General features: G+C 70.6%; 23 protein-coding genes. 2 read left to right on the top strand and 21 right to left on the bottom strand.

Features of this window, described 5'->3' with window-relative positions; translation table 11 throughout:
* Nucleotides 1-8: 8 nt before the first annotated feature.
* From ACVW2K_RS15790 to dop, 13 genes are all read right to left on the bottom strand, one after another.
* The gene (locus ACVW2K_RS15790) at nt 9-884 is read right to left on the bottom strand and encodes a diacylglycerol kinase (RefSeq protein ID WP_457203161.1); all 876 of its coding nucleotides are present in this window, start codon (nt 882-884) and stop codon (nt 9-11) included.
* Nucleotides 885-905: 21 nt separating this feature from the next.
* Entirely contained in the window at nt 906-1,295 is a 390-nt protein-coding gene (locus tag ACVW2K_RS15785) for a hypothetical protein (protein ID WP_457203160.1), read from the bottom strand.
* Nucleotides 1,292-2,128 carry a twin-arginine translocase subunit TatC gene (tatC, locus tag ACVW2K_RS15780; protein ID WP_457203159.1) on the bottom strand — a complete coding sequence of 279 codons (837 nt, stop codon included), beginning with the start codon at nt 2,126-2,128 and terminating at the stop codon, nt 1,292-1,294. The genes ACVW2K_RS15785 and tatC overlap by 4 nt, the downstream gene beginning before the upstream one ends.
* Before the next feature lie 12 nt (nt 2,129-2,140).
* Nucleotides 2,141-2,443, bottom strand: a complete 303-nt coding sequence (locus ACVW2K_RS15775; protein WP_081790533.1) for a Sec-independent protein translocase subunit TatA — start codon at nt 2,441-2,443, stop codon at nt 2,141-2,143.
* Nucleotides 2,444-2,490: 47 nt separating this feature from the next.
* Nucleotides 2,491-3,483 carry a helix-turn-helix transcriptional regulator gene (locus ACVW2K_RS15770; protein WP_457203158.1) on the bottom strand — a complete coding sequence of 331 codons (993 nt, stop codon included), beginning with the start codon at nt 3,481-3,483 and terminating at the stop codon, nt 2,491-2,493.
* On the bottom strand, nt 3,480-4,448 hold the full coding sequence (locus ACVW2K_RS15765; RefSeq protein WP_457203157.1) for a helix-turn-helix transcriptional regulator: 969 nt from the start codon (nt 4,446-4,448) through the stop codon (nt 3,480-3,482). Before ACVW2K_RS15765 ends, ACVW2K_RS15770 begins: the two co-directional genes overlap by 4 nt.
* Before the next feature lie 28 nt (nt 4,449-4,476).
* Nucleotides 4,477-5,433: an FKBP-type peptidyl-prolyl cis-trans isomerase gene (locus ACVW2K_RS15760; RefSeq protein ID WP_457203156.1), complete on the bottom strand. Its 957-nt coding sequence runs from the start codon at nt 5,431-5,433 to the stop codon at nt 4,477-4,479.
* A 166-nt stretch (nt 5,434-5,599) separates the two neighbouring features.
* The gene (gene pafA, locus ACVW2K_RS15755) at nt 5,600-6,961 is read right to left on the bottom strand and encodes a Pup--protein ligase (protein WP_028638281.1); all 1,362 of its coding nucleotides are present in this window, start codon (nt 6,959-6,961) and stop codon (nt 5,600-5,602) included.
* A gap of 84 nt (nt 6,962-7,045) precedes the next feature.
* Nucleotides 7,046-8,014, bottom strand: a complete 969-nt coding sequence (locus tag ACVW2K_RS15750; protein ID WP_457203155.1) for a hypothetical protein — start codon at nt 8,012-8,014, stop codon at nt 7,046-7,048.
* A 160-nt stretch (nt 8,015-8,174) separates the two neighbouring features.
* The gene (gene prcA / locus ACVW2K_RS15745; protein ID WP_457203154.1) at nt 8,175-9,035 is read right to left on the bottom strand and encodes a proteasome subunit alpha; all 861 of its coding nucleotides are present in this window, start codon (nt 9,033-9,035) and stop codon (nt 8,175-8,177) included.
* Complete coding sequence (gene prcB / locus ACVW2K_RS15740; RefSeq protein WP_028638284.1) at nt 9,032-9,877, bottom strand: proteasome subunit beta; 846 nt, start codon at nt 9,875-9,877, stop codon at nt 9,032-9,034. The genes prcA and prcB overlap by 4 nt, the downstream gene beginning before the upstream one ends.
* Nucleotides 9,874-10,071, bottom strand: coding sequence for a ubiquitin-like protein Pup (locus tag ACVW2K_RS15735; RefSeq protein WP_028638285.1), 198 nt, complete (start codon nt 10,069-10,071; stop codon nt 9,874-9,876). The genes prcB and ACVW2K_RS15735 overlap by 4 nt, the downstream gene beginning before the upstream one ends.
* Before the next feature lie 17 nt (nt 10,072-10,088).
* The gene (gene dop / locus ACVW2K_RS15730; RefSeq protein WP_028638286.1) at nt 10,089-11,597 is read right to left on the bottom strand and encodes a depupylase/deamidase Dop; all 1,509 of its coding nucleotides are present in this window, start codon (nt 11,595-11,597) and stop codon (nt 10,089-10,091) included.
* 44 nt (nt 11,598-11,641) lie between these two features.
* On the opposite strand from dop, the gene ACVW2K_RS15725 reads away from it, so the two are divergent.
* A complete protein-coding gene (locus tag ACVW2K_RS15725; protein WP_457203153.1) occupies nt 11,642-12,103 on the top strand; it encodes an aminoacyl-tRNA deacylase in 462 nt (153 codons plus the stop codon).
* Nucleotides 12,104-12,121: 18 nt separating this feature from the next.
* Here ACVW2K_RS15725 and arc read toward each other — a convergent pair whose 3' ends face one another.
* The 3 genes from arc to ACVW2K_RS15710 form a co-directional block, all read right to left on the bottom strand.
* Nucleotides 12,122-13,876 (bottom strand): proteasome ATPase, encoded by a 1,755-nt coding sequence (arc, locus tag ACVW2K_RS15720; protein ID WP_028638288.1) that lies wholly within the window; start codon nt 13,874-13,876, stop codon nt 12,122-12,124.
* A 173-nt stretch (nt 13,877-14,049) separates the two neighbouring features.
* The gene (locus tag ACVW2K_RS15715) at nt 14,050-15,012 is read right to left on the bottom strand and encodes a tRNA (adenine-N1)-methyltransferase (RefSeq protein ID WP_028638289.1); all 963 of its coding nucleotides are present in this window, start codon (nt 15,010-15,012) and stop codon (nt 14,050-14,052) included.
* A gap of 11 nt (nt 15,013-15,023) precedes the next feature.
* On the bottom strand, nt 15,024-16,160 hold the full coding sequence (locus ACVW2K_RS15710) for a site-2 protease family protein (RefSeq protein WP_457203152.1): 1,137 nt from the start codon (nt 16,158-16,160) through the stop codon (nt 15,024-15,026).
* A 71-nt stretch (nt 16,161-16,231) separates the two neighbouring features.
* Here ACVW2K_RS15710 and ACVW2K_RS15705 point away from each other — a divergent pair, with 71 nt between their 5' ends.
* Nucleotides 16,232-17,122 (top strand): RecB family exonuclease, encoded by an 891-nt coding sequence (locus ACVW2K_RS15705; RefSeq protein ID WP_028638291.1) that lies wholly within the window; start codon nt 16,232-16,234, stop codon nt 17,120-17,122.
* A gap of 97 nt (nt 17,123-17,219) precedes the next feature.
* Here the strand turns inward: ACVW2K_RS15705 and ACVW2K_RS15700 are convergent, their stop codons facing one another.
* From ACVW2K_RS15700 to metH, 5 genes are all read right to left on the bottom strand, one after another.
* Complete coding sequence (locus ACVW2K_RS15700; protein ID WP_051549374.1) at nt 17,220-17,879, bottom strand: response regulator; 660 nt, start codon at nt 17,877-17,879, stop codon at nt 17,220-17,222.
* Nucleotides 17,876-19,225, bottom strand: coding sequence for a sensor histidine kinase (locus ACVW2K_RS15695; RefSeq protein ID WP_028638293.1), 1,350 nt, complete (start codon nt 19,223-19,225; stop codon nt 17,876-17,878). The genes ACVW2K_RS15700 and ACVW2K_RS15695 overlap by 4 nt, the downstream gene beginning before the upstream one ends.
* Before the next feature lie 67 nt (nt 19,226-19,292).
* Nucleotides 19,293-19,706, bottom strand: coding sequence for a hypothetical protein (locus ACVW2K_RS15690; protein ID WP_028638294.1), 414 nt, complete (start codon nt 19,704-19,706; stop codon nt 19,293-19,295).
* Nucleotides 19,707-19,820: 114 nt separating this feature from the next.
* On the bottom strand, nt 19,821-20,549 hold the full coding sequence (locus ACVW2K_RS15685) for an HAD family hydrolase (protein WP_457203151.1): 729 nt from the start codon (nt 20,547-20,549) through the stop codon (nt 19,821-19,823).
* Nucleotides 20,542-24,273, bottom strand: a complete 3,732-nt coding sequence (metH, locus tag ACVW2K_RS15680; protein WP_457203150.1) for a methionine synthase — start codon at nt 24,271-24,273, stop codon at nt 20,542-20,544. The genes ACVW2K_RS15685 and metH overlap by 8 nt, the downstream gene beginning before the upstream one ends.
* Nucleotides 24,274-24,368: the final 95 nt, after the last annotated feature.

The following is a 24,368-nucleotide window of genomic DNA, read 5'->3' as shown; positions in this document are numbered from 1 at the left end:
CGTCCAACCTACGCGAGCACCTGCAGGGCTCCGGGGGCGCACTCGACGGTGAGCGGGAGCGCGCCGAACCGCTCGCCGTCGGCGTACGACACGATCCCGGGGGCCGCGACGGTGACCGAGCGGACCCGGTGGTGCTCGTACGCCGGGTGGGTGACGTGGGTGCCCTTGAACAGCTTCGGGTAGGTGCGGATCAGGCCCGGCTTGCTCATCGGCTTGATGATCACCACGTCGAGGAGCCCGTCGTCGAGGACGGCGCCCTCGGTGATCCGCAGCCCGCCGCCGAACGACGGGCCGTTGCCGACCGCGACCAGCATCGCCTCGAAGGTGCGCACGTCGCCGTCCAGCTCGAGCGTGTACGGGATCGGCTCGAAGACGCGGAGCTCGGCCAGGGTGGCGATGTTGTACCGCATCTGGCCCCTGGGCCACGTCATCCGGTTCGCGCGCTCGTTGACGATCGCGTCGAAGCCGGCCGCGAGCACGGTCGTGAAGTACCTGGTGCCGCTCCGGGCCAGGTCGATGGTGCGCACCGTGCCGGCGAGCAGCCGCTCGGCAGCCGCGACCGGGTCCTTGCGCGGGACGTCGAAGTACCGCGCGACGTCGTTGCCGGTGCCGGCCGGGACGAGTCCGACCGGAGTGCCGGTGCCGGCGGCCGCCTGGACGCCGATGTGCACCATGCCGTCGCCCCCGCAGAGCACCAGGGCGTCGGTGCCGTCCGCGACGGCCGAGCGGGCCAGGTCGAGCGCCTCGTCGGGGTCGCGGCCCTCGACGGTCCGCACCTCGAGCCCGGCGGCGCGGAGACGGGTGGCGGCCGCGTCGCGGAACCGGGCGCCCCGGCCCTTGCCGGACGTCGGGTTGGTCAGCAGCGTGATCTGGTGGAGCTCCACGGCGCGAACACTAGTGGTGACCTACGGCTTCGCGGTGCCGATCCGCAACAGGACGGTGTAGTGCTCCGCCGACGAGCCGACGGCCTTCGACAGGCGGCCGAGGGCGTCGAGCACCAGGTCCGCGGTGAACCCGGTCCCGGGCACAGCCAGGGTGAGCCGGTTGTCGACCTCGACCAGGAGCACCTGGCCGTGCCGCCAGGCCTGGTGGGCGTCGTGGCGGGCCTTGTCGTCGGCCACCGGCAACGGGTAGGCCTCGTCGACCGCGAGCAGGTCGCACGGGAGCGGGTCGTGGCCGGCGGCCGTCAGCACCCCGGTCACGGCGTACCCCCTACGGAGCCCCGACTCCGCGGCCCAGGTGACGTCGGACTCCCCCAGCCACTCGGGGAGCTCGAAGGGGTCGACCGGCGTCACAGCGGTGAGGCCTCGTCGGGCGACAGGTCGGAGAACGGGCGGTTCTCCTCCCGGCGCTTGTCGTGGACGCGGGCAACGACCTCGGAGATGAAGTAGAGGACCACCATCGGGACGGCCATGAACGTCATCGTGAACGGGTCGGTCGAGGGTGTCGCGACGGCGGCGAAGACGAAGATGCCGACGATGATCCACGGCCGGTAGCGCGCGAGGGTGCGGCCCTTCACGACCCCGGCGCGGTTGAGCATGATCACGAAGACCGGGATCTCGAACGCGAGGCCGAACACGAGCAGCGTGCGGAAGAAGAACTGCATGTACTCGTTGAAGTCGACCAGGTTGGTCACCCCCGGCGGGTTCAGCCCGATCAGCACCTCGAGGCCCTTGGGGAGCGTGACGTATCCGAGCACGATGCCGACCATGAACAGCGGGCCGGCCACGGCGAGGAAGAGGTAGGACCAGCGCTTCTCGTTCGGGTGCAGGCCCGGGAGGATGAACGCCCAGATCTGGTACAGCCAGATCGGGCTGGTGCCGATGACCGCGGCGAAGCCGCAGAGCTTGAGGTACAGCATCAGGCCGCCGCCCGCGCCGCTGGTGGTGGCGAAGCTCGAGCCCTTCGGCAGCCGTTCCTGGGCGTCCTGGTAGGGCCCGTAGACGAAGTCGTAGAGGTGGTCGAAGAAGAACAGCGCGATGACCAGCCCGAGGACGAGGGTCAACGCGACCTTCAGGACGCGGGCGCGCAGCTCCCGCAGGTGGTCCGACAACGCCATCCGCCCGTCGACGCCGACGGGATGGACGGGCCTGCCGGAGAAGAGGCGGAGGATCCCGGTGAGGGCCAACTCAGTGGTGGCTCAGCCGTTGTGCTTGTCGGTCTGGCTGTCCTCGGACCGGATCGGCTCCTGCACGCCGGGCTGCTGAGCGGTCGGCGGCAGCTCGGTCGGCGCCGGTGCGACCGGCGGCGGCGGGGTCACGGTGTCCTTGCCGGTGTCGTCGTCGTCCTGCAGGCCCTTGGTCTCGGCCTTGAAGATGCGCAGCGCCTGGCCGGTGCCCCGGGCGAGGTCGGGCAGCTTGGACGCCCCGAAGACGAGCACCACGATCGCCAGGATCACGAGCCACTCGGCTCCCTGGGGCATTCCGATCAAGGGGTTGAGCATCGTGACCTCATCTTGTCGTGGGTGGGGCGTGCTCCATGGTACGCCGGTCAGGCGTACAGGCTGAGGGTGGTGCGGGCCTGCTCGAGGAACCGGACCTGCAGCTCGGGCGGGCTGATCACGCGGGCGTGCGGCGCCAGCCTCAGCAGCAGTCGCTGCAGCCAGCGCTCGTCCGCGATCAGCAGGTCGACCTCGAGCCGGCCACCACGTCTCCTCCGCACCGCCTCGACCGGGTAGTACTCGACGATCCAGCGCGCCTCGGGGTCCAGGGCCAGGGTGACCGGCATGGTGTCGCTGGCGCGGGTGAACAACCCGTCGCTGAGGTCCCGGGGTCCCTCCGGGGCGGTCTCGATCGGCTGGTCCAGCACGGTGGCCGCCCGGATCCGGTCCAGCCGGAACAACCGGGGCGCCTCGGCGAGGTGGCACCACGCGTCGAGGTAGCGGAAGCCGTGCGCGGTGACGACGCCCCGGGGGTCGACGGTCCGCTCGGACTGCTCGTCGCGGGACGGCACGAAGTAGGTCAGCCGGACCTGTCTCCGGCGGCCGACGGCGTCCTGGAGGTCGTCCTCGAGGCGGGCCTGGTCGAGTCGCTCGGGGGACTCCTCCCCCGGGTCGATCCGGGGCGCGGCGGAGCCTCCCGCGGCTGCGGCCTCGAGCTTCGCGAGCGCGCGGTCGACGACCTCGCGGGTCTCCTCGCTGGCACTGCTGCGGAGGGCGCGGAGCGCGACGATGATCGCGGTCGCCTCGGTGGGGGTCAGCTTGAGCGGGCGGGCCAGGTAGTCGGCGTTCGACACCCGGATCACCCCGTCGGCCTCGGGGCCCTCGAGCGCGTCGAGGTCGACGTCGATGAGGTCGTCGGGGTACCCGCCCGGCAGGCCGCACATCAGCAGCACCTTGAGGTCGCCGAGCAGCTGGTCCGGCTCGATGCCGAGCGCCCGGGCAGCGTCGTCGAGGCGGACCTGGCCGTGGGCGTGCAGGTACGGCACCAGCGTGAGCAGCCGGGCGACCTGGTCCTTGGCGCCCGAGCTCGTCGAGGTGCTCATGCGGTGCGCTCCAGGGCCGCGGTGAGCCGGCGTACCAGCTCCTCGCGCACGTGCGCGGGCTCCTCGACGTACACGTCGGCCGCGTAACCGAGGAGCTCGTCGCCGACGCCGCCGCCCCGGCTGATGACGACGCGGTCCCAGGCCGTCAGGTCGTCCGGACCGTCGACGCCGGGCTGGATCTCCTCCGCGTCCCGGCGCAGGGCCAGGCCCGAGCCCTCCCGGACCAGGACGGTGACGCGGGTGGTCGTTGGCGCCGGCGCGAGCCGGACCGTCGTGGCCCGGACGTCGATGCCGGGCGGCACGTCGTACGACCCGGGCCGGCCGTTCTTGCGGGCGACGCCCTGCACGCGGGACAGCCGGAACACCCGCTCCTCGCCGCGGTCGGTGTCGAAGCCGACGACGTACCAGCGCCCGGAGTAGCGCACGACGCCCCAGGGCTCGAGATGGCGGGTGCGGCTCGAGGCGGCGCCGGAGCGGCGGTACTCGAACTCCACCGGTGTCCGCTCCTGGACGGCCTCCCAGAACACGTCGAACGACGGCTCGTCGGCGCTCAGCCGGGGCTGGGCGATCTCGAGCGCGGTCACGTCGGTGGGGATCCCGAGCGCGGTCAGCTTGCGGACCGCCTCGGTGGTCGCCTCTGCCAGCCGGGCGTGCTCCCACACCCGCGTCGCGAGCCCGATGACGGCCGCCTCGTCGGCGGTGAGCTGGACGTCGGGCAGCGCGAGCTGGTCGGGCCGGATCCGGTAGCCGGGCTCGTCGTCGAAGTAGGCGTCCATGTTGCCCACCTCGATCGGCACGCCGAGGCTGCGGAGCTCCTCCTTGTCGCGCTCGAACATCTTCTCGAAGGCGTCGGTGCTCGAGTCCGGGTAGAGGATCGAGCGGATCCGGTCCTTGGAGACGTAGTGACGCTGGACGAGCAGCATGATGAGCAGGTTGAGCAGTCGCTCGCTCTTCTGCACCACCATGCTGCCGCGCCCCGTTGCTACTCGGTTGCTACTTGGCGGACTGGATGTCGACGACGAAGTACAGCGTGCTGTTCGCCGGGATGCCGTTCTGCTCCTGCGCGCCGTAGCCGAGCTCCGGCGGGATCGACAGGAGCACCCGGTCGCCGACGTGGAGGCCGGTCAGGCCGTAGGTCCAGCCCTTCACGACCTGCTGCAGCGAGAACGTCGCCGGCTTGCCCGAGTAGCTCTCGTCGAACGGCTTGTCCGCGCCGTACACCTGGCCGAGGTAGTTCACGGTGAGCGTCGAGTCCTCGGTGACCGCCTTGCCCTTGCCCTGCTTGATGACCGAGCGGAGCAGGTCGCCGTCCGGGTCCGGCTTGTCGAGGCCGCTGAAGTCGAGCCCGGTGACCGTGCCGCCCTTCTCGACGACCTTCGGCATCTGGGAGGACGGGACGTCCTTCGGCTTGGGCGCCTGGTAGGGCTCCATCAGGTCCACGATGATCAGGACGGTGTCCTTGTTGGCGATGCCGAGGTTCGGGTTCCCGGAGGCCCCGAACGCCTCCTCGGCGGTCGTCGTCACGGCCACCCGCGAGCCGATCTTCTGGCCGAGCACGGCGTCCTTGAACACCGGGCTGAGGTCGCTGCTGGCCGTCACCGTCTCCGGCTGGCCGGTGTCGTAGTCGCTGTAGGCCTTCTCCTGGGTGTAGCCGTTGCCGATCCACAGGTACGCCTGGACCGTGTCGCCCTCGGCGATCTCGTCGCCGTCGCCCTCGGAGATGACCGAGGTCTCGGTCTTGTCGGTCTCGAGCTTGCCGTTCCAGTCGACCTCGGGCGCGCTGCCCAGGTCCCCGGTGATCGAGATGCCGTGCAGCGCGGCGTCGCTGGAGCCGCTGGACCCGTCGGAGCCGCTGGAGTCGCTGCCGTCCCCCGAGCCGCACGCGACCAGGGTGGTAGCCAGGAACAGCGGCAGCAGGAGAATGGGAAGGCGTCGGAGACGTCGGGGCACAGAGCTCACCTATCGGATCGGGTTCATCATCAGCGCGGTCACCCTATCCGGCGTGCCTGAGGGGACGCTGATCGGCGCGGCTGTTGTGTCGCGGTTTGGTCACCAACCGCACGTTTTCGGTCCTCCGCCGTGCGGTTGGTGACCAAACCGCGCACTTTCCAGGCGCTCACATGCCATCGATGAGGCGCTGCACCCGCTCGTCGTACGCCCGGAAGGGATCCTTGCAGAGCACGGTCCGCTGGGCCTGGTCGTTCAGCTTGAGATGGACCCAGTCGACGGTGAAGTCGCGGCGCCGCTCCTGCGCGCGGCGGATGAACTCCCCACGGAGGCGGGCGCGGGTGGTCTGCGGCGGGACCGACTTCGCCTCGAAGATCTTCAGGTCGGTGGTCACGCGCGCCACCGCGCCGCGCTTCTCGAGCAGGTAGTAGAGGCCGCGACCCCGGTGGATGTCGTGGTAGGCGAGGTCGAGCTGGGCGATCCTGGGGTGGCCCAGCGGCAGGCCGTGCTTGGCGCGGTAGCGCTCGATCAGCTTCCACTTGATCACCCAGTCGATCTCCCGGTCGACGAGCCCGAGGTCGTCTGACTCGACCGCCTTCAGGCCGCGCTCCCACAGGTCGAGGGCCTGCTCGATCACCGGGGTGCTGATCTCACGGCGGTCGACGAAGTCGCGGGCCTTGGAGAGGTACTCCTGCTGGATGTCGAGCGCGCTCGCCTCGCGGCCGTTCGCCAGGCGGATCTTGCGGCGGCCGGTGACGTCGTGGGAGATCTCGCGGATGGCGCGGATCGGGTTCTCCATGGTGAGGTCGCGCATCACGACGCCCTCTTCGATCATCCGCAGCACGAGGTCGCAGCTGGCCACCTTGAGCATGGTGGTGGTCTCGCTCATGTTGCTGTCGCCGACGATGACGTGGAGCCTGCGGTACTTCTCGGCGTCCGCGTGCGGCTCGTCGCGGGTGTTGATGATCGGCCGGCTCCGGGTCGTGGCGCTGCTGACGCCCTCCCAGATGTGCTCGGCCCGCTGCGAGACGCTGTAGCTCGCGCCCCGCGGGGTCTGGGTGATCTTGCCGGCCCCGACCACGATCTGGCGGGTCACCAGGAACGGGATCAGCACGTCGGCGAGCCGGGAGAACTCGCCGGCCCGGCTGACGAGGTAGTTCTCGTGGCAGCCGTAGGAGTTGCCCGCCGAGTCGGTGTTGTTCTTGAACAGGTAGATCTCGCCCGCGATGCCCTCGTCGTGCAGCCGCTGCTCCGCGTCCAGGAGCAGTCCTTCGAGGACCCGCTCCCCCGCCTTGTCGTGCGTGACCAGCTCGGTGACGTCGTCGCACTCCGGCGTGGCGTACTCCGGGTGACTGCCGACATCGAGGTAGAGCCGGGCACCGTTGCGGAGGAACACGTTGCTGCTGCGCCCCCAGCTGACGACCTTCCGGAACAGGTACCGGGCCACCTCGTCGGGACTGAGCCGGCGCTGCCCCTTGAACGTGCACGTCACGCCGTACTCGTTCTCGATCCCAAAGATCCGCCGGTCCACGACCTCAGCCTAGGCGCAGCATGTCGACTGCGGGGGCTCCCTTGGTCGCGGTTTGGTCACCAACCGCAGGAAATCGGGGCTTCATCACGCGGACTTCGACCAATCGATGATGCCGTCCTGCCGGCGCCAGCGGTTCATCATCCGTTCGCGGCCGGTGGCCGAGTACATCGAGTTGTCGACCAGGGCCCGCCACCGGCGGAGTCGTCGTACGTCGTGCGTTCGCCCGAGCGCGCGATCGAGCTCGTGCATCGTGGCTCCCGGGTGGTTCACGAGATCGTCGAGGACGAAGCCCCGGCGCACGTACGGCGACCCGGTCAGCCCGCGCTCCCGACGCAGGTCGATCCGGTGCTGGTCCCGCCCGCGGTGATGCGCGCCGTCGTACTCGTGCAGGAAGGTCGTGCCCTCGACCAGGAGGTCCGCCTGCGCGAGCAACCGGCCGGCCTCGTCGCGGATCTCCGCCTGCGGCACGAACGGGATGTCCATGACGACGTGGAACTGCTGCAGGACGGACTCGCCGCCGGAGTCGCTCTTCCCCGTCGCTCGCCGCCAGGCCTCCCGGAGCATGCGGACCCCCGGCCGCCCGCTCGCCAGCAGGTTGGTCATCCGGTCCGGATCCAGGTCGCCGAGACGGAGGGCAGAGTCGATGAGCACCACGAGGTCGATGAGTCCGAGGTCCCGCGCGGCGCGCAGCAGGATCTCCTCCGGTGCCTCGACCGGCAACCGGGCCCGTTTGACGGGCTTGCGCTCGCGAACCAGCCGTGAGCAGATCAGGCCGTGCCGTCTCGGGCGTGGGTCGTCCAGGTCGACAGCCACGAAGACGGGGACCTGCTCCGGCAGCCGGGGCAGCTGCCACCCGAGCAGCTGGGCCCCGGTGAGGTGGGTGAAGACGGCGGACTTCGGCAGCACCAGGAGATAGGCCTCCAGGTCCCTGACGAACTCCTCCTCGTCCGTCAGCCCGCTCCGCAGCGGCCGCCCCAGCCCGTGGCTGACCCGGCGGTGCCCGGCGAGGCGGACCTCGCCGCGGAAAGGCTTGTCGTCATCGGTCGCAACCATGGACAGAGGGTGCGCCCGAGAGCGGTTGGCTGAAACCGGCGCCGCCCACGCTGTGGATGACCCGCCTGGCAACATGCGCGGTTTGGTCACCATCCGCGGAACGGGAGCGCTCCCACGTGCGGTTGGTGACCAAACCACCGGGTCGGGGGCCGCGGCGAGGTCAGGCCGGAGGCGCGACGGGGGGCTCGTCGCCGGGGCCGGGGCCGGCCTCGGAGGGGCCACCGGACGGGGCGTCGGCCCCGGACGGGGCGTCGGCCGGGGACGGAGCGTCGGCCGACGACGGTGCGGCGGAGGACGGCGAGACCGGGCCGCGGTCACCCAGGAGCTCGTCGAGCCGGGCCGGGCGGATCCGGGAGAACTTCCGCGCCTGGCTACGGGTGCGGTCCAGGACGGCGACCTCGAGGTCGTCGATCGAGATGACCCGGTCCTCCTTGTCACCCTTCTCGTTGTCGGAGTGGCCGAGCGCGGCGACGGCGAGTGCGACCGCGTCCGGGAGCGAGGTGCCCTCGGTGTACCGCTCGGAGAGGTACGACGCGACGACGTCGGCGGCGCCGCCCATCACGGCGTACCCGTGCTCGTCGGCGACCTGTCCGTCGTACGTCAGCCGGTACAGCTGGTCGTCGGCGGCTGAGTCGCCGATCTCGGCGACGAAGATCTCGACCTCGTACGGCTTCTCACCGCCCGAGGAGAAGATGGTGCCGAGGGTCTGCGCGTAGGCGTTGGCGAGGCCGCGGCCGGTGACGTCGCGCCGGTCGTAGGCGTACCCGCGCATGTCGGCGAGCCGGACTCCGGCGATGCGGAGGTTCTCGAACTCGTTGTAGCGGCCCACGGCGGCGAAGGCGATCCGGTCGTAGATCTCGGAGACCTTGTGCAGAGCCTGGGAGGGGTTCTCGGAGACGAACAGGATGCCGTCGGCGTACTGCACGGCCACCACGGACCGGCCGCGGGCGATGCCCTTGCGTGCGAAGTCCGCGCGGTCCTTCATCAGCTGCTCGGGCGAGACGTAGAACGGCATGCTCATCGGGCGTCCCCCTCCGTCAGCGGGGCGGCCGGGCCGTCGGGACGGGTCATCCGGCCGGCGATCACCTGGTCGGCGATCGCCGCGACCTCGGCGTCGGGCAGCCGGCGGCCGCCGTCCGCGGTGATGACCTGGACGACCGGGAAGATCCGGCGGGTCAGGTCGGGGCCACCGGTCGCGGAGTCGTCGTCGGCGGCGTCGTACAGCGCCTGGATGACCGCGGTCACGCAGCCGGTGCGGTCCAGGTCGGCGCGGTACAGCTTCTTGAGCGCGCCGCGGGCGAACAGCGACCCGGAGCCGACGGAGTGGAACGCCGTCTCCTCGTACCGTCCGCCGGTCACGTCGTAGCTGAAGATCCGGCCCTGGTCGACGGTCAGGTCGAAGCCCGCGAACAGCGGCACGACCGCGAGGCCCTGCATCGCCAGCCCGAGGTTGGACCGGATCAGGGCCGCGAGCCGGTTCGCCTTGCCGTCCATCGAGAGCGTGGTGCCCTCGATCTTCTCGTAGTGCTCGAGCTCGGTCTGGAACAGGCGCACCATCTCGACCGCGATGCCGGCCGAGCCCGCGATCCCCACCGCGGAGAACTCGTCGGCGGGGAAGACCTTCTCGATGTCCCGCTGGGCGATGATGTTGCCCATCGTGGCGCGGCGGTCACCGGCCATCACGACGCCGCCGGGGTACGTCGCCGCGACGATCGTCGTGCCGTGCGGGGCCAGGTCGCCGGCGTGCCCCTGGGGCACCGCGCGGCGCGCCGGCAGCAGGTCGGGAGCCTGCTCGGCGAGGAAGTCGCTGAACGACGAGATGCCCGGCTGCAGGAAGGCAGCCGGGAGGCGCGGGTCGCTCATTCGCCGCCCTTCTGGATGAACGACTTCACGAAGTCCTCGGCGTTGGTCTCGAGCACGTCGTCGATCTCGTCCAGGATGTCGTCGATGTCGCTGTCCAGCGCCTCCTTGCGCTCGGCGACGTCGCTCTCCGGGGCGGTCTGGACGACCTCGTCGGCCTCCGAGGACTTCCGCGGTTGCTTCTGCTCCTGTGCCATGCCTCGACCCTATCCACTCAACGGGTGAGAGCGGTGAACAAAGCCTCGGCCGTCTCACACCGGTCGAGCAGCTCGCCCACGTGCGCCTTGCTGCCGCGCAGCGGATCGATCGTCGGCACCCGCTGCAGCGACTCGCGGCCGGGCAGGTCGAAGATCACCGAGTCCCAGGACGCCGCGGCGACGTGGTCGGCGTACTTCTCCAGGCACCGGCCGCGGAAGTACGCGCGGGTGTCCTCCGGCGGGTCGTGCATCGCGTCCTCGATCGACCGGTCGTCGAGCAGCCGCTCGATCCGGCCGCCGGCCACCAGCCGGTGGTAGAGGCCCTTCTCGGGACGGATGTCGGAGTACTGGTAGTCGATCAGCTGCAGCTTCGCGTCGTCCCACTCCAGGCCGTCGCGCTGGCGGTACTGCTCGAGCAGCTTCAGCTTCGCCACCCAGTCCAGCTCGCGCGCGCACAGCATCGGGTCGCGCTCGAGCCGGTCCAGCACCGACTCCCACCGCGCCAGCACGTCGACGGTCTGCTCGTCGGCGTCCGCGCCGTACCGGTCCTCGACGTACTTGCGGGCCAGGTCGAGGTACTCCAGCTGCAGCTGGATGCCGGAGAGCTTCCGCCCGTCGGTGAGCGTCACCGTCTGCTTCAGCCCCGGGTCGTGGGACACCGCGCGGAGCGCCGCCACCGAGCCCTCGACGGTGAGGTCGGTGGTGATGAACCTGTCCTCGATCATCGCCAGCACGAGGGCGGTCGTGCCGACCTTGAGGTACGTCGCCACCTCGGACAGGTTCGCGTCGCCGATGATGACGTGCAGCCGGCGGTACTTCTCCGGATCGGCGTGCGGCTCGTCTCGGGTGTTGATGATGGGGCGCTTCAGTGTCGTCTCGAGGCCGACCTCGACCTCGAAGAAGTCCGCGCGCTGGCTGACCTGGAACCCGGACTCCCGGCCGTCCTGCCCCTTGCCGACCCGGCCGGCCCCGCAGAACACCTGACGGCTCACGAAGAACGGCGTGAGGTGGCGGACGATGTCGCCGAAAGGCGTCGACCGGCGCATCAGGTAGTTCTCGTGGGCGCCGTACGACGCACCCTTGTTGTCGGTGTTGTTCTTGTAGAGCGCGATCGGCGCCCCGCCCGGCAGCAGGCTGGCCCGGCGCTGCGCGTCCAGCATCACCTGCTCACCGGCCTTGTCCCAGCGGACGATGTCCAGCGGCGTGGTGACCTCGGGCGTGGAGTACTCCGGGTGCGCGTGGTCGACGTAGAGCCGGGCCCCGTTGGTGAGGATGACGTTCGCGAGGCCCATGTCCTCGTCGGTGAGCTGGCTGGGGTCGGCGACCTGGCGGGACATGTCGAAGCCGCGGGCGTCCCGCAGCGGCGACTCCTCCTCGAAGTCCCACCGGGCGCGACGCGCCTTGACAGTGGCCGACGCGTAGGCGTTGACGACCTGCGAGGACGCCACCATCGGGTTGGCGAGGGGCTGTCCCTGCACGGAGATGCCGTACTCCACCTCGGTCCCCATGACCCGGCGCACGCTCATGTACCGAGAGTACGCGAGGGGGTACGGCGCTCTAGGTTGATCCCATGGGTGCGGACAACTCCGGGCGGGCCATCGCCGCCGCCGAGGCGCTGGGGCTGGCGTACGCCGTGACCAGGCACGGCCCGGTGCGTTCCCTGGAGGAGGCCGCGACGGAGCGGGGTGTGGCGCCGCACCAGATCGTGAAGACGATGGTGGTCCGGGTCTCCGAGGGCGACCACCGGTTCGTGCTGGTGCCCGGAGACCGCGAGATCGCCTGGCCGAAGCTGCGCGCGCTGCTGGGGGTCAACCGGGTCTCGATGCCCAGCGCGGAGGCGGCGTACGACGTGACCGGCTACGTGCGCGGCACGATCACACCGCTCGGGTCCACGACTCCCCTGCCGGTGATCGTCGACGAGTCCATCGCGGGTCCGGTCAGCATCGGCGCGGGCGCGCCCGGCATCGCGCTCACCGTGGACGCCGACGAGCTCGTCGCCGGACTGGGCGCGACGGTCGCCGACGTCACGTGAGCCGGAGTGCCGGGTCGCCTACAGGTACTGGCCGGTGTTGGCGACGGTGTCGATGGACCGTCCCGGCTCGGTGCCCTGCTTGCCGGTGATGAGCGTGCGGATGAAGACGATCCGCTCGCCCTTCTTGCCGGAGATGCGGGCCCAGTCGTCGGGGTTGGTGGTGTTCGGGAGGTCCTCGTTCTCCTTGAACTCGTCCACGCAGGCCTGCAGCAGGTGCGAGACGCGCAAGCCGTGCTGGTCGTGGTCCAAGAAGTCCTTGATGGCCATCTTCTTGGCCCGGTCGACGATGTTCTGGATCATCGCGCCCGAGTTGAAGTCCTTGAAGTACAGGACCTCCTTGTCGCCGTTGGCGTAGGTGACCTCGAGGAACCGGTTCTCCTCGGTCTCGGTGTACATCCGCTCCACGGTCGCGCGGATCATCCCGGCGACGGTGGCGTCGCGGTCGCCGCCGAACTCCGCCACGTCGTCGGCGTGCAGCGGAAGGCTGGTGGTGAGGTACTTGCTGAAGATGTCGCGCGCGGACTCGGCGTCGGGGCGCTCGATCTTGATCTTCACGTCCAGCCGGCCGGGCCGCAGGATCGCCGGGTCGATCATGTCCTCCCGGTTGGAGGCGCCGATGACGAGCACGTTCTCGAGCAGCTCCACACCGTCGATCTCGCTGAGCAGCTGCGGGACGATGGTGTTCTCCACGTCGGAGGAGACCCCCGAGCCGCGGGTGCGGAAGAGGGAGTCCATCTCGTCGAAGAACACGATGACCGGCGTACCGCCGCTGGCCTTCTCGCGGGCCCGCTGGAAGACCAGCCGGATGTGCCGCTCGGTCTCGCCGACGTACTTGTTGAGGAGCTCGGGGCCCTTGATGTTGAGGAAGTAGGACTTCCCCTCCTGGCCGGTGCGCTCGCTGACCTTCTTGGCCAGCGAGTTGGCGACTGCCTTGGCGATCAGGGTCTTGCCACAGCCCGGCGGGCCGTACAGCAGCACGCCCTTCGGGGGCTTGAGCTGGTGCTCCTTGAAGAGCTCGGGGTGCAGGTACGGCAGCTCCACCGCGTCGCGGATCGCCTCGATCTGGTTGGCGAGGCCGCCGATCGACTCGTAGGCGATGTCCGGGACCTCCTCGAGGACCAGCTCCTCGACCTCGGACTTCGGGACCTTCTCGTAGACGTAGCCGGCCCGGGAGTCCAGCAGCAGCGAGTCGCCGGCACGGATGGTGTCACCACGCAGCGGCTCGGCGAGCCGGACGACGCGCTCCTCGTCGGCGTTCGCGATCACCAGGACCCGCTCGCCGTCGGCCAGCAGCTCCTTGAACATCACGACCTCGCCGACCTCCTCGTAGTCGAGGGCGGCGACGACGTTGAGGGCCTCGTTGAGCATCACCTCCTGGCCGCGGCTCAGGGTGTCCAGGTCGACGCTCGGGCTGACGTTCACGCGCAGCTTGCGGCCACCGGTGAACACGTCGATCGAGTCGTCGTCGTTGCGGTTGAGGAAGGTGCCGAAGCCGGCGGGCGGCTGGGCGAGCCGGTCGACCTCCTCCTTCAGCTTCATGATCTGGTCACGGGCCTCGCGCAGGGTCTGGGCGAGCCGCTCGTTCTGAGAGGTGAGCCCGGCCAGGCTGCGCTGGGCGTCCGCGAGCCGCAGCTCGAGCGTCCGCGAGCTCGTGGGGCCCTCGGCCAGCCGCTGACGCAGGTCCGCGATCTCGGACTCCAGGAGCCGGACCTGGTCCGCGAGCTCGTCTGGGTCCGGGCCGCCCGTGCTCGAAACGCCTTCAGATGTCGACATCTGCGCCACCTCCTGTTCGATTGACCCTACCCGCGGCGGCCGTCGATCAAAGGTCTGATTTCGGGGTGTTGGTCACGATTTGGACGCGCGGAAGTGCGCGGATTGGTCACCAACCGCAGATTTCCAGGTCGAAACATGCGGTTGGTGACCAATCCGCGCCACTTCGGCGGCCCTCAGTCGATGGGTTCGTCGACCGGGAGGCCGGGCGGCCGAGGGCCGCTGTAGTCCGATCCGTAGGCACCGGGTGCGGGGCGGCGCTTCTTCAGCGGGGCGCGCTGGCCGGGGGCCATTCGGCGCGCGGTGACCAGGAACGCGGTGTGGCCGATCATCTTGTGGCCCGGACGGACTGCGAGCCCCTCGACGTGCCAGTCCCGGACCAGGGACTCCCACGCCTGCGGCTCGGTGAACCCACCGTGGGCGCGGACGGTCTCGACGAACCGGGAGAGCTGGGTGGTGGTGGCGACGTACGCACACACGATGCCGCCGGGCCGGAGCGCGTCCGCGGTCGCCTCCAGGCAGTCCCACGGGGCGAGCATGTCCAGGATGACCCGGTCGGCGCGCTCCCCCGACGCCGGGAGTGCCTCCGCCAGGTCGCCGAGCGTGAGCCGCCAGGCGGGGTGCGACTCGCCCTCCGGGGCACCGAAGAACTGCGTGACGTTGCGGCGGGCCACGTCGGCGAACTCCTCGCGACGCTCGTACGACGTGACCCGGCCGTACGGGCCGACTGCGCGCAGCAGGGAGCAGGTGAGGGCACCGGATCCGACCCCCGCCTCGACCACGTGTGCGCCCGGGAAGATGTCGGCGAGGGCGACGATCTGAGCCGCGTCCTTCGGGTAGACGACCGCGGCGCCACGCGGCATCGAGACGACGAACTCCGCGAGCAGGGGCCGGAAGACGAGGTACTCGCCGCCGGCCGAGGAGGTGACGGTGAAGCCCTCCTCTCGGCCGATGAGCTCGTCGTGCTCGAGATGTCCCCGGTTAGAGAAGAAGCGCTTGCCGGGCACGAGCTCGAAGTTGTGCCGACGGCCCTTCTGGTCGACCAGCCGGACCCACTCGCCGACGCGCAGCGGTCCGCGGTGGACGCCGGACCAGGCTTCGGCGGGGACGTCGGGGCTCGCGGACTCAGGGGCGGACACGGCGCGAGAGCCTAGTGGGCCGACTCCCGGAACGCCCTATCCACGTCGGCGGTCGTCAGCACACCGGCGACGGACCCGTCGGGCTCGACGAGGAGGTATTCCCCCGCCGGGGTCCGGCTGATGGCCATCACCAGGTCCTCGCCGCTGAGGTCGGCGGGCAGCCGGAGGCCGTCCTCGAGAGTGCGGGCCACGGTCGAGGTCGCCACCCAGGGCCGGCGGTCGTCGGGGGTGGCCTCCAGCGCCGCCTCGCTCACGATGCCGACAGGAATGCCGCCACCGGTGACGGTGACGATGCTTCCGGCCGAGGCGTCGTGCGCGCGGCGTACCGCCTCGGCGAGGGGGAGGTCGCCCGGGACCGTGAGGGTGGGGCGGGCCAGCTGGCGTGCGACCAGCTGCGGGAGGCGGCTGCGCAGCCGGGCCGAGGACATCGCCGCGGTGGAGCCGGACCAGAGGAAGGCCGCGACGACGAGCGCCAGCAGCCAGTCGAACATCTGCGGCTTCGTGCCGGTGACCGGCTCCTGCGCCAGCGGCCACAGGAGAGCGGCAACTGCCGCCGCCCGGCCGACCCAGCCGGCGACGATGGTGCCGCGGTGGACGTTGCCGCTGACCCGCCAGACCAGGGACTTGAGGACCCGGCCGCCGTCCAGCGGCAGGCCGGGAACGAGGTTGAGGAAGCCCACCAGGAGGTTGGCGCCCGCCAACCCGCTGACGGCCATCAGCAGCAGCCCGTCGGGAGTGACCGGTCGGAGCACGAAGGCCAGGCCGCCGACCGCTAGCGAGGTGAGCGGACCCACGACCGCGATGACGAACTCCTGGCGCGGGGTGCGGGATTCGCCCTCGATGGCGGTCATGCCGCCCAGGAAGTGCAGGGTGATCGAGCTGACCGGGAACCCGTAGTGCCGGGCGGCGAGCGCGTGCGACGCCTCGTGCAACAGGACCGAGAGGTACAGGATCACGGCGAACGCGAAGCCGGCGACGTACTTCCACGGCCCGAGGCCGGGCTGCGCGGTCTCGGCGACCGGCGCGACGATGACGGCGATGATCCCGGCGATGACGAACCACGAGGACGACAAGAGGACGTCGCTGCCCGCGATGGTGCCGACCCGGAAGGTGCCCGGCGGGCGGGGCCGGGATGGGGAGTCGGGCACGCCTCGAGGCTAGCCGACGTCGTGGACCGCGGGTCCGGTGGCGTGTCGGTGGGCTGACCTAGGGTGGCGACGTGAGTGTCCAGGAGGAGTCGCCGGCGTCCCGGATGGGGACGCCCGTCGACGGCGTCGAGGTCGTCGGCGCGCTCTCACCCAGCCGCGCGGGTGACTTCATGAGCTGCCCGTTGCTGTACCGGTTCCGGACCATCGACCGGATCCGGGAGCCCTACTCGCCGGACGCGGTGCGCGGCACCGTGGTGCACAAGGTCCTGGAGGACCTCTTCGACCTCCCCGCGGAACGGCGTACCCCGGAACAGGCGGGCCGGATGCTCGAACCTGCCTGGCAGGACCTGGTGGCGCAGGACGCGGAGCTGGCATCGATGTTCGCCGCCGAGGGAGGCCCGGAGGCCGCGGCCTGGCTGGCGTCGTGCCGGGGCGTGCTGGATCGGTACTTCACGCTCGAGGACCCGACCCGGCTCGAGCCGGCCGAGCGAGAGCTGTACGTCGAGACGCTCCTGGACTCCAGGCTGCTGCTGCGCGGCTTCGTCGACCGCATCGATGTCGCGCCCGACGGCGCCATCCGCGTCGTCGACTACAAGACGGGCCGCTCCCCGCACGAGATGTTCGAGGCCAAGGCGCTGTTCCAGATGAAGTTCTACGCGCTGGTCATCTGGCGCACTCGCGGCGTCGTGCCCGCGATGCTCCAGCTGGTGTATCTCGGGAACGGCGAGATGTTGCGCTACGTCCCCGACGAGCGAGACCTGCTCGCGACGGAGCGCAAGGTCGAGGCGGTCTGGATGGCGATCCGGCAGGCCGAGGAGTCCGGGGACTGGCGACCCAGCCCGGGCCGGCTCTGCGACTGGTGCGCCCACCGGGCGATCTGCCCCGCCTGGGGCGGTACTCCCCCGCCGCTGCCCGAGCGGGAGGTCGACGTCGTGGACGACACTGACGACATCTCGCTCTGATTCACAACCGCACAAAATGACGTGGTTTGGTCACCAACCGCATCAGATCGGGCCGAAAATCTGCGGTTGGTGACCAAACCGCGGAGCCGAGCAGCCCTCAGAGCCCGTTCCGCTCGGCCCACAGGGCGGCCTGCGTGCGGTCGGCGACGCCGATCCGGGCGAACGCCGAGGTGAGGTGGGCCTTCACGGTGCGCTCGCTGATGTCGAGGCGGCGGGCGATCTGCTTGTTGGCGAGCCCCTCGCGGACCAGGCCGAGCACCTCGGTCTCACGCGAGGTGAGCTGCACCTGCTGCGAGCCGGCGCGGGAGCCGAGGAGGGCGCGGGCGGCGCGGGGGTGGATGGGCGACTCACCGCGGCTGACCGCGCGGATGCCCTGGAGGACGTCCTCGGGGTCGGCGTCCTTGAGCAGGTAGCCGACCGCGCCGGCGTTGAGGGCGGCGATGATCCGCTCGCTGTCGGAGAACGACGTCAGCACGAGCACGTCCACGCCGAGGTTCTCGGCCATGATCGCGCGGGTGGCGGCGACCCCGTCGACGCCGGGCATCTGGAGGTCCATGAGCACGACGTCGGGACGGATCCGCCGCACGACCTCGAGGGCCTCGGCGCCGTTCGCGGCCTCGCCGACGACCTGGATGTCGTCGGTGCCGGCGAGCAGCTGCTCCAGGCCGGCCCGGATCACGGCGTGGTCGTCGACGACGACGACCCTGACGGGTTCGGACCCCGTGCTGGTACCCGGGGTGTTCCCTGGACCGGTCACTGCGCATCGACCTCCATCCACACCGTGGTCCCCTCGCCCGGAGAGGATCGCACGTCGAGTACGCCGCCGCTGTCGACGACCAGGCTGCGCAGGCCGCGCAGCCCGTAGCTGTCCGGCTTGGTGCGCGAGCGGTCGAACCCGACGCCGTCGTCGACGACCTCGAGGGCCAGCGTCCTCCCGTCGCCGCGCACGGTGACCGCGAGCGTCGAGGCCTCGGAGTGCCGGATCGCGTTGCGCACCGCTTCCTGGGCGACCCGCCAGACCAGCGCCACGTGGGCGTCCGAGGCGGTCTCGGCGCCCTCGACGCTGACGGACGCCTGGATTCCGGCGGCTCCGGCGGGCGCGATGAGATCGGCCAGCGCCGCCGGCAGGCCGTCTGCGCTGAGGTCGGGCGGGTGGATCTCGGCGAGCAGCGAACGCAGCGACTTCAGGCCGGTGCGGAGCGAGACGCCGGCACTCTCGAGCGTCTCCCTGGAGTCCTCCGGGAGGTCGGACGTGCGCGCGACGGCGCTCACGGAGAACGCCGTGCCGGCGAGGTCCTGGACGACGCTGTCGTGCAGGTCGCGGGCGATGCGGCGGCGCTCCGCGTCCGAGGCGTCCATCGCCGACACCAGAAGTCGCTCCCGCTCGGCCGACGCCTTGCGCAGCTGCCGGGTGAGCCCGACGAGGATCGCGGTCGCCACTGCGATGAGGAGGATGAGGGCGCCGGCGGTGATCCAGCGGAACGAGTCGAAGATCTGGGTCTGCCGCTCGGTCAGGTCGGCAACCGGGAAGTAGGCCTCGAACAGCACCGGTCGGCCCGCCGCGCGCTGGTCGGCCACGCTCGTGGAGCCGCGATCGGTGGTGACGAACCGCGTGTAGATGCGCACCATGCCCTCGGTGCCGGCTGCCGCGACGTCCTCCGGACGGCCCGGATCGGCGATCTCGGAGCCGACCCCGCCCTTGCGCAGGATCACGCGTTGCTCGTCGTCGAGCGTGAGCGCGGGCTGGTGGGTGCCGTTCTGGCTGAACAGGTCCTTGAAGAGGAGGTCCAGCTGGCTCGTGTAGAGCAGGCGCCCGTTCGCCGACCAGATGTTGATGCGGTACGGCCGGTCCGTCTTCAGCAACCGGGCCTGGACCTCGCGATCGAAGCTCTCGAGCGGGCGGAGGTACTCGGTTGCGTTGTCCGGGCGCAGGTGCACGACGGTCGGCGGGAACTCGGGAGCCACCACGGACTGGGCGAGCAGCTGGGTGGTGCCCTTGGCCTCTGAGATCGCCTCGTCCGCGGCAGCTCGATCGGCCAGGATGTTGGTCCCGACGATGATGCCGACAGCCGTGAGGACCCCGATGGTGAGAAAGAGGACCACCGGGCTCCGGAGCAGTCTCAACCGTCGGACCTTTCGCTGGGGTCCCGACAGGATAGGCCCAACCGCCTCAGTAGGAGACAGCGGCGCGGCAGACCTCGCCGGTGCGCAGGTTCTCGGCGCGGAAGACCACGTCGTCGCTGCCCGGCAGGTTGAACATCGTCCGCACGACGCGGAAGCTCAGGTCGGAGTCCTCGTCACCGCGGGCTCGCCCGTTGTCGGACACCTCGCCGTTGTGCTTGACGCGCCAGTCCCACGCGTCGGCGTCGTTGCTCCAGACCGTGCCGGTGACGAGCAACCGAGTGTTGTTGCCGTCGACCTGCTCGACCTTGAGCTTCGCGCGGGAGACGCTGCTGGGGTCGCACTGGTCGCGATCAACGTCCTTCGCAGCCCCGCCGTCCTTTGCCAGAGCCGGGGCTACTGACAGGGCCGCTGCACCCAGCACGAGGCTGAGCACGACGGCGGGGCCGCGTCGGACGATCATCGAACCTGCTTCCTCAGAACCAGGGCGAGTGACCCCCTGATGACTGCAATCCTGGGCGAGGGCGGGTGCACCGCGCCATTGTCCGGTGGTACTAGGACCTGATCCGTCCGATGACTAGGCCCGCACCGCCCACACGGCGGCGAGGTCGATGCCCTCCAGGGTGTCGGCGAACACCCGACGCTCCGTGGGCAGCACCGGCACGTGGTTCTCGACCACCAGCACCAGGCAGCCGGCCGCCTCCGCCGACTTCGCCCCGGTGTTGGAGTCCTCGATCGCCAGGCAGTCGGAGGCCGGTACGCCGAGCGCCGCGGCCGCGGTGAGGTAGGGCTCCGGGTGCGGCTTGCCCTGCACGACCCGGTCCCCCGTGACCACCACGCGGAACGTCTCCGGCGGCAGCTGCGCCAGGATCGGCGCGACGAACCGGTCGTACGACATCGTCACCAGCGCACACGGGATCCCGGACGCGCGGATCCGGTCGATCAGGTCGACCGCGCCCGGCCGCCACGGCACCTCCGCCTGGACCTTGCGCACGACGCCATCGAGCAGCGCCTCGACGATCTCGTCGATCTCGAGGTCGATGCCCATGTGCTGGCGGATGTAGGCCGCGGAGACCCGCAGGTCGTTGCCCACCAGGTTCAGCGCGTGCGCCTCGCTCCAGCTGCCGCCGTACCGCTCCGCGAGCTCGTACTCGGTGCTGATCCAGTACGGCTCGGTGTCGACGAGCGTGCCGTCCATGTCCCAAAGGACGGCCAGCGGGAGGTCAGCCAGCGGGAGGTCAGCCAGCGGGAGGTCAGCCAGCGGGAGGTCAGGCTGCGGGAGGTCAGGCTGCGGGAGGTCAGTCATCGGGGTCGTAGCCGAGGTTCGCCGACAGCCAGCGCTCCGCCTCCGTCAGGGTCCAGCCCTTCCGCTCGGCGTAGTCGGCGACCTGGTCTCGGCCCAGTCGCCCGACCACGAAGTACTGCGACTGGGGGTGCGAGAAGTACCAGCCCGACACCGCGGCACCGGGCCACATCGCCATGCTGTCGGTCAGCTCGATCCCGGTCGCGGCCTCGACGTCCAGCAGCTCCCACAGGGTGCGCTTCTCGGTGTGCTCGGGGCAGGCGGGGTAGCCCGGCGCGGGTCGGATGCCGGCGTACCGCTCGGCGATCAGGTCGTCGTTCGACAGTGTCTCGTCCGCGGCGTGGCCCCAGAACTCGGTGCGGGCCCGCTGGTGCAGCCGCTCGGCGAACGCCTCGGCGAGCCGGTCGGCGAGCGCCTCGAGCATGATCGCGGAGTAGTCGTCGTTCGCTTCCTTGAAGGCCGCGATCCGCTCCTGGGCCCCCAGCCCCGCGGTGACGGCGAACGCGCCCACGTGGTCGGCGAGGCCGGTGTCCCGCGGTGCGACGAAGTCGCCCAGGGAGCGGTTGGGCACGCCGTCGCGGTGCTCGCCCTGCTGGCGCAGGTTCCGCAGCGTGGTCAGCACCTCGGTGCGCGAGTCGTCGGTGTAGATCTCGATGTCGTCGCCGACGGCGTTGGCGGGGAAGAACCCGAACACGGCGTTGGCGGTGAGCCACTTCTCGTCGACCACCCGGTCGAGCATGGCCAGCGCGTCGTCGTACAGCGCCCGGGCGACCTCGCCCGTCGTGGGGTTGTTGAGGATGTCCGGGAACTTGCCCTTCATCTCCCACGCGTTGAAGAACGGCTGCCAGTCGATGTACTCCCGCAGCTCGCCCAGGTCGTAGCCGCTGAGCAGGTGGGTCCCGGGTCGGCGGGGGGCGGGCGGCTGGTAGCCGCTCCAGTCGATGGGCGTGCGGTTGGCGCGCGCCTGCTCGATGGTCAGCATCGGCCGGTCGTGCTTGGCGGCGTGCCGCTCGCGCAGGGCGTCGTAGTCCGCGGTGACCTCGGCCAGCAGCTGCGGACGCTGGGCGTCGCTGAGCAGGGCCGCGAGGGTCGGCACCGACCGGGAGGCGTCCTTCACCCACACCACCGGGCCGCCGTACCTGCCGTCGACCTTCACCGCGGTGTGGGCGCGCGACGTCGTGGCCCCGCCGACCAGCAGCGGGATGTCGAACCCCTGGCGCTGCATCTCGGAGGCGACGTTGACCATCTCGTCCAGGGAGGGCGTGATCAGGCCGGAGAGCCCGATCGCGTCCGCGCCGATCTCGGCCGCGGTGTCCAGGATCTTCTGCGCCGGCACCATCACGCCGAGGTCGATGACCTCGTAGTTGTTGCACTGCAGGACCACGCCGACGATGTTCTTGCCGATGTCGTGGACGTCGCCCTTCACGGTGGCCATCACGATGGTGCCGTTGGTGTCCTTGGCGGTGGCGTACTCGGGGTTGTCGAGCTTCTCCTGCTCGATGAACGGGATCAGGTAGCCGACGGCCTTCTTCATCACTCGCGCGGACTTCACGACCTGCGGGAGGAACATCTTGCCGGCCCCGAAGAGGTCGCCCACGACGTTCATGCCGTCCATCAGCGGGCCCTCGATCACCTCGATCGGCCGTCCCCCGCGCTCCGCGATCTGCTGGCGGAGCTCCTCGGTGTCGTCCTCGACGAAGCCGTCGAGCCCCTTCACCAGCGCGTGCGTGATCCGCTCGGCGACCGGCAGGGACCGCCACTCCTCGGCCGCGACCTCGGTCTCCTCGCCGCTGCGGTTGTGGCTCTCGGCGATCTCGAGCAGCCGCTCGGCGGCGTCCGGGCGCCGGTTCAGGATGACGTCCTCGATCCGCTCGCGCAGCTCGGGCTCGACCTCGTCGTACACCACCAGCGCACCGGCGTTGACGATGCCCATGTCCAGGCCCGCGGCGATCGCGTGGAAGAGGAACACCGCGTGGATCGCCTCGCGGACCGGGTTGTTGCCGCGGAAGGAGAAGCTGACGTTCGAGATGCCGCCCGAGACCTTCGCGCCCGGCAGGTTCGCCTTGATCCAGCGGGCCGCCTCGATGAAGTCGGCGCCGTACGATGCGTGCTCCTCGATGCCGGTCGCGACGGCGAAGACGTTCGGGTCGAAGATGATGTCCTCGGCCGGGAAGCCCACCTCGTCGACGAGGATCCGGTACGCACGCTCGCAGATCGCCTTGCGGCGCTCGAGGTTGTCGGCCTGGCCGTCCTCGTCGAACGCCATCACGACGGCGGCCGCGCCGTACCGGCGGCAGAGGCGGGCCTGCTCGACGAACTTCTCCTCGCCCTCCTTGAGCGAGATGGAGTTCACGATCGGCTTGCCCTGCACGCAACGGAGACCGGCCTCGATCACCTCCCACTTCGAGGAGTCGACCATGACCGGGACCCGGCTGATGTCCGGCTCGGACGCGACCAGCTTCAGGAAGCGGTCCATCGCGGCGACGCCGTCGATCATGCCCTCGTCCATGTTGACGTCGATGACCTGCGCGCCGCTCTCGACCTGCTGGGCGGCGACGGTGAGGCCGGTGTCGTAGTCACCCGCCTTGATCAGGTTGCGGAACCTCGCCGAGCCGGTGATGTTCGTGCGCTCCCCGACGTTGACGAAGAGGCTGTCCGCGTCCAGCGTGAACGGCTCGAGGCCGGCCAGCCGCATCGCCGGCGCGACCTCCGGGACGGTACGCCGCTGCTTGCCGTCGACGACCTCCGCGATGGCGGCGATGTGGGCGGGCGTGGTGCCGCAGCAGCCGCCGACCAGGTTCACGAACCCGGCCTCGGCGAACTCCTCGATGATCGCGGCGGTCTCCGCGGCGGCCTCGTCGTACTCGCCGAACGCGTTCGGCAGGCCGGCGTTGGGGTAGCAGGAGACGAACGTGTCCGCGATCCGCGACATCTCGGCGATGTAGGGGCGCATCTCCTTCGCGCCGAGCGCGCAGTTGAGCCCGACCGCGAGGGGCCTGACGTGGCGGACGGAGTTCCAGAACGCCTCGGTGGTCTGGCCCGACAGCGTGCGGCCGGAGGCGTCGGTGATGGTGCCGGAGACGATCACCGGCCAGCGCCGGCCGCACTCGTCGAAGAGCTGCTCGACCGCGAAGATCGCGGCCTTGGCGTTGAGGGTGTCGAAGATCGTCTCGATGACGATCAGGTCCGCGCCGCCGTCCACGAGGCCGCGGGCGGCTGCGAGGTACGCCGAGACGAGCTGCTCGTAGGAGACGTTGCGGGCGCCGGGGTCGTTGACGTCCGGCGAGATCGATGCGGTCCGGGTGGTGGGGCCGAGCGCACCCGCGACGTACCGCGGCCGCTCGGGCGTGCCGACGGCGTCGGCCTCGCGGCGGGCCAGTCGCGCGGACTCGAGGTTCAGCTCGTAGTCGAGGTCCTCCAGGCCGTAGTCGGCCAGCGAGATCGCGTTCGCGTTGAACGTGTTCGTCTCGACGATGTCCGCGCCGGCCTCGAGGTAGTCCCGGTGGATGGCCGCGATGATGTCCGGCTGGGTGAGCGTGAGCAGGTCGTTGTTGCCGACCAGGTCCTGCGGCCAGTCCGCGAACCGCTCGCCGCGGTACCCCGCCTCGTCCGGACGGTCCCGCTGGATGGCGGTGCCCATCGCCCCGTCGATCACCATGATCCGCTCGCCCAGCGTGCGGGTGAGCTCGTCGGTGACGTCGGGCCGCCACTGCGGGGACTCGGACAACGGGGACTCCTCTCGACTGCTCAAGCGTAGGAACCCTGGCCACGAGCTGGACCGGATTCCCAGATCGTGACACCGGGCGTCTCGCCCAGGGAAAT

The organism is Nocardioides sp. HB32 (assembly GCF_054058995.1).
This window is presented reverse-complemented; position numbering and strand designations above follow the sequence as displayed.

Coding starts and splice junctions, on each gene's coding strand:
- prcB (WP_028638284.1), bottom strand. CDS start 9,877: ATGAGCGACCCGCGCCTCCCGGCTGCCTTCCTGCAGCCGGGCATCTCG.
- ACVW2K_RS15690 (WP_028638294.1), bottom strand. CDS start 19,706: ATGATCGTCCGACGCGGCCCCGCCGTCGTGCTCAGCCTCGTGCTGGGT.
- arc (WP_028638288.1), bottom strand. CDS start 13,876: ATGTCGACATCTGAAGGCGTTTCGAGCACGGGCGGCCCGGACCCAGAC.
- ACVW2K_RS15735 (WP_028638285.1), bottom strand. CDS start 10,071: ATGGCACAGGAGCAGAAGCAACCGCGGAAGTCCTCGGAGGCCGACGAG.
- ACVW2K_RS15750 (WP_457203155.1), bottom strand. CDS start 8,014: ATGGTTGCGACCGATGACGACAAGCCTTTCCGCGGCGAGGTCCGCCTC.
- ACVW2K_RS15775 (WP_081790533.1), bottom strand. CDS start 2,443: ATGCTCAACCCCTTGATCGGAATGCCCCAGGGAGCCGAGTGGCTCGTG.
- ACVW2K_RS15725 (WP_457203153.1), top strand. CDS start 11,642: ATGGGTGCGGACAACTCCGGGCGGGCCATCGCCGCCGCCGAGGCGCTG.
- ACVW2K_RS15765 (WP_457203157.1), bottom strand. CDS start 4,448: ATGGTGGTGCAGAAGAGCGAGCGACTGCTCAACCTGCTCATCATGCTG.
- ACVW2K_RS15685 (WP_457203151.1), bottom strand. CDS start 20,549: ATGACTGACCTCCCGCAGCCTGACCTCCCGCAGCCTGACCTCCCGCTG.
- ACVW2K_RS15770 (WP_457203158.1), bottom strand. CDS start 3,483: ATGAGCACCTCGACGAGCTCGGGCGCCAAGGACCAGGTCGCCCGGCTG.
- dop (WP_028638286.1), bottom strand. CDS start 11,597: ATGAGCGTGCGCCGGGTCATGGGGACCGAGGTGGAGTACGGCATCTCC.
- prcA (WP_457203154.1), bottom strand. CDS start 9,035: ATGAGCATGCCGTTCTACGTCTCGCCCGAGCAGCTGATGAAGGACCGC.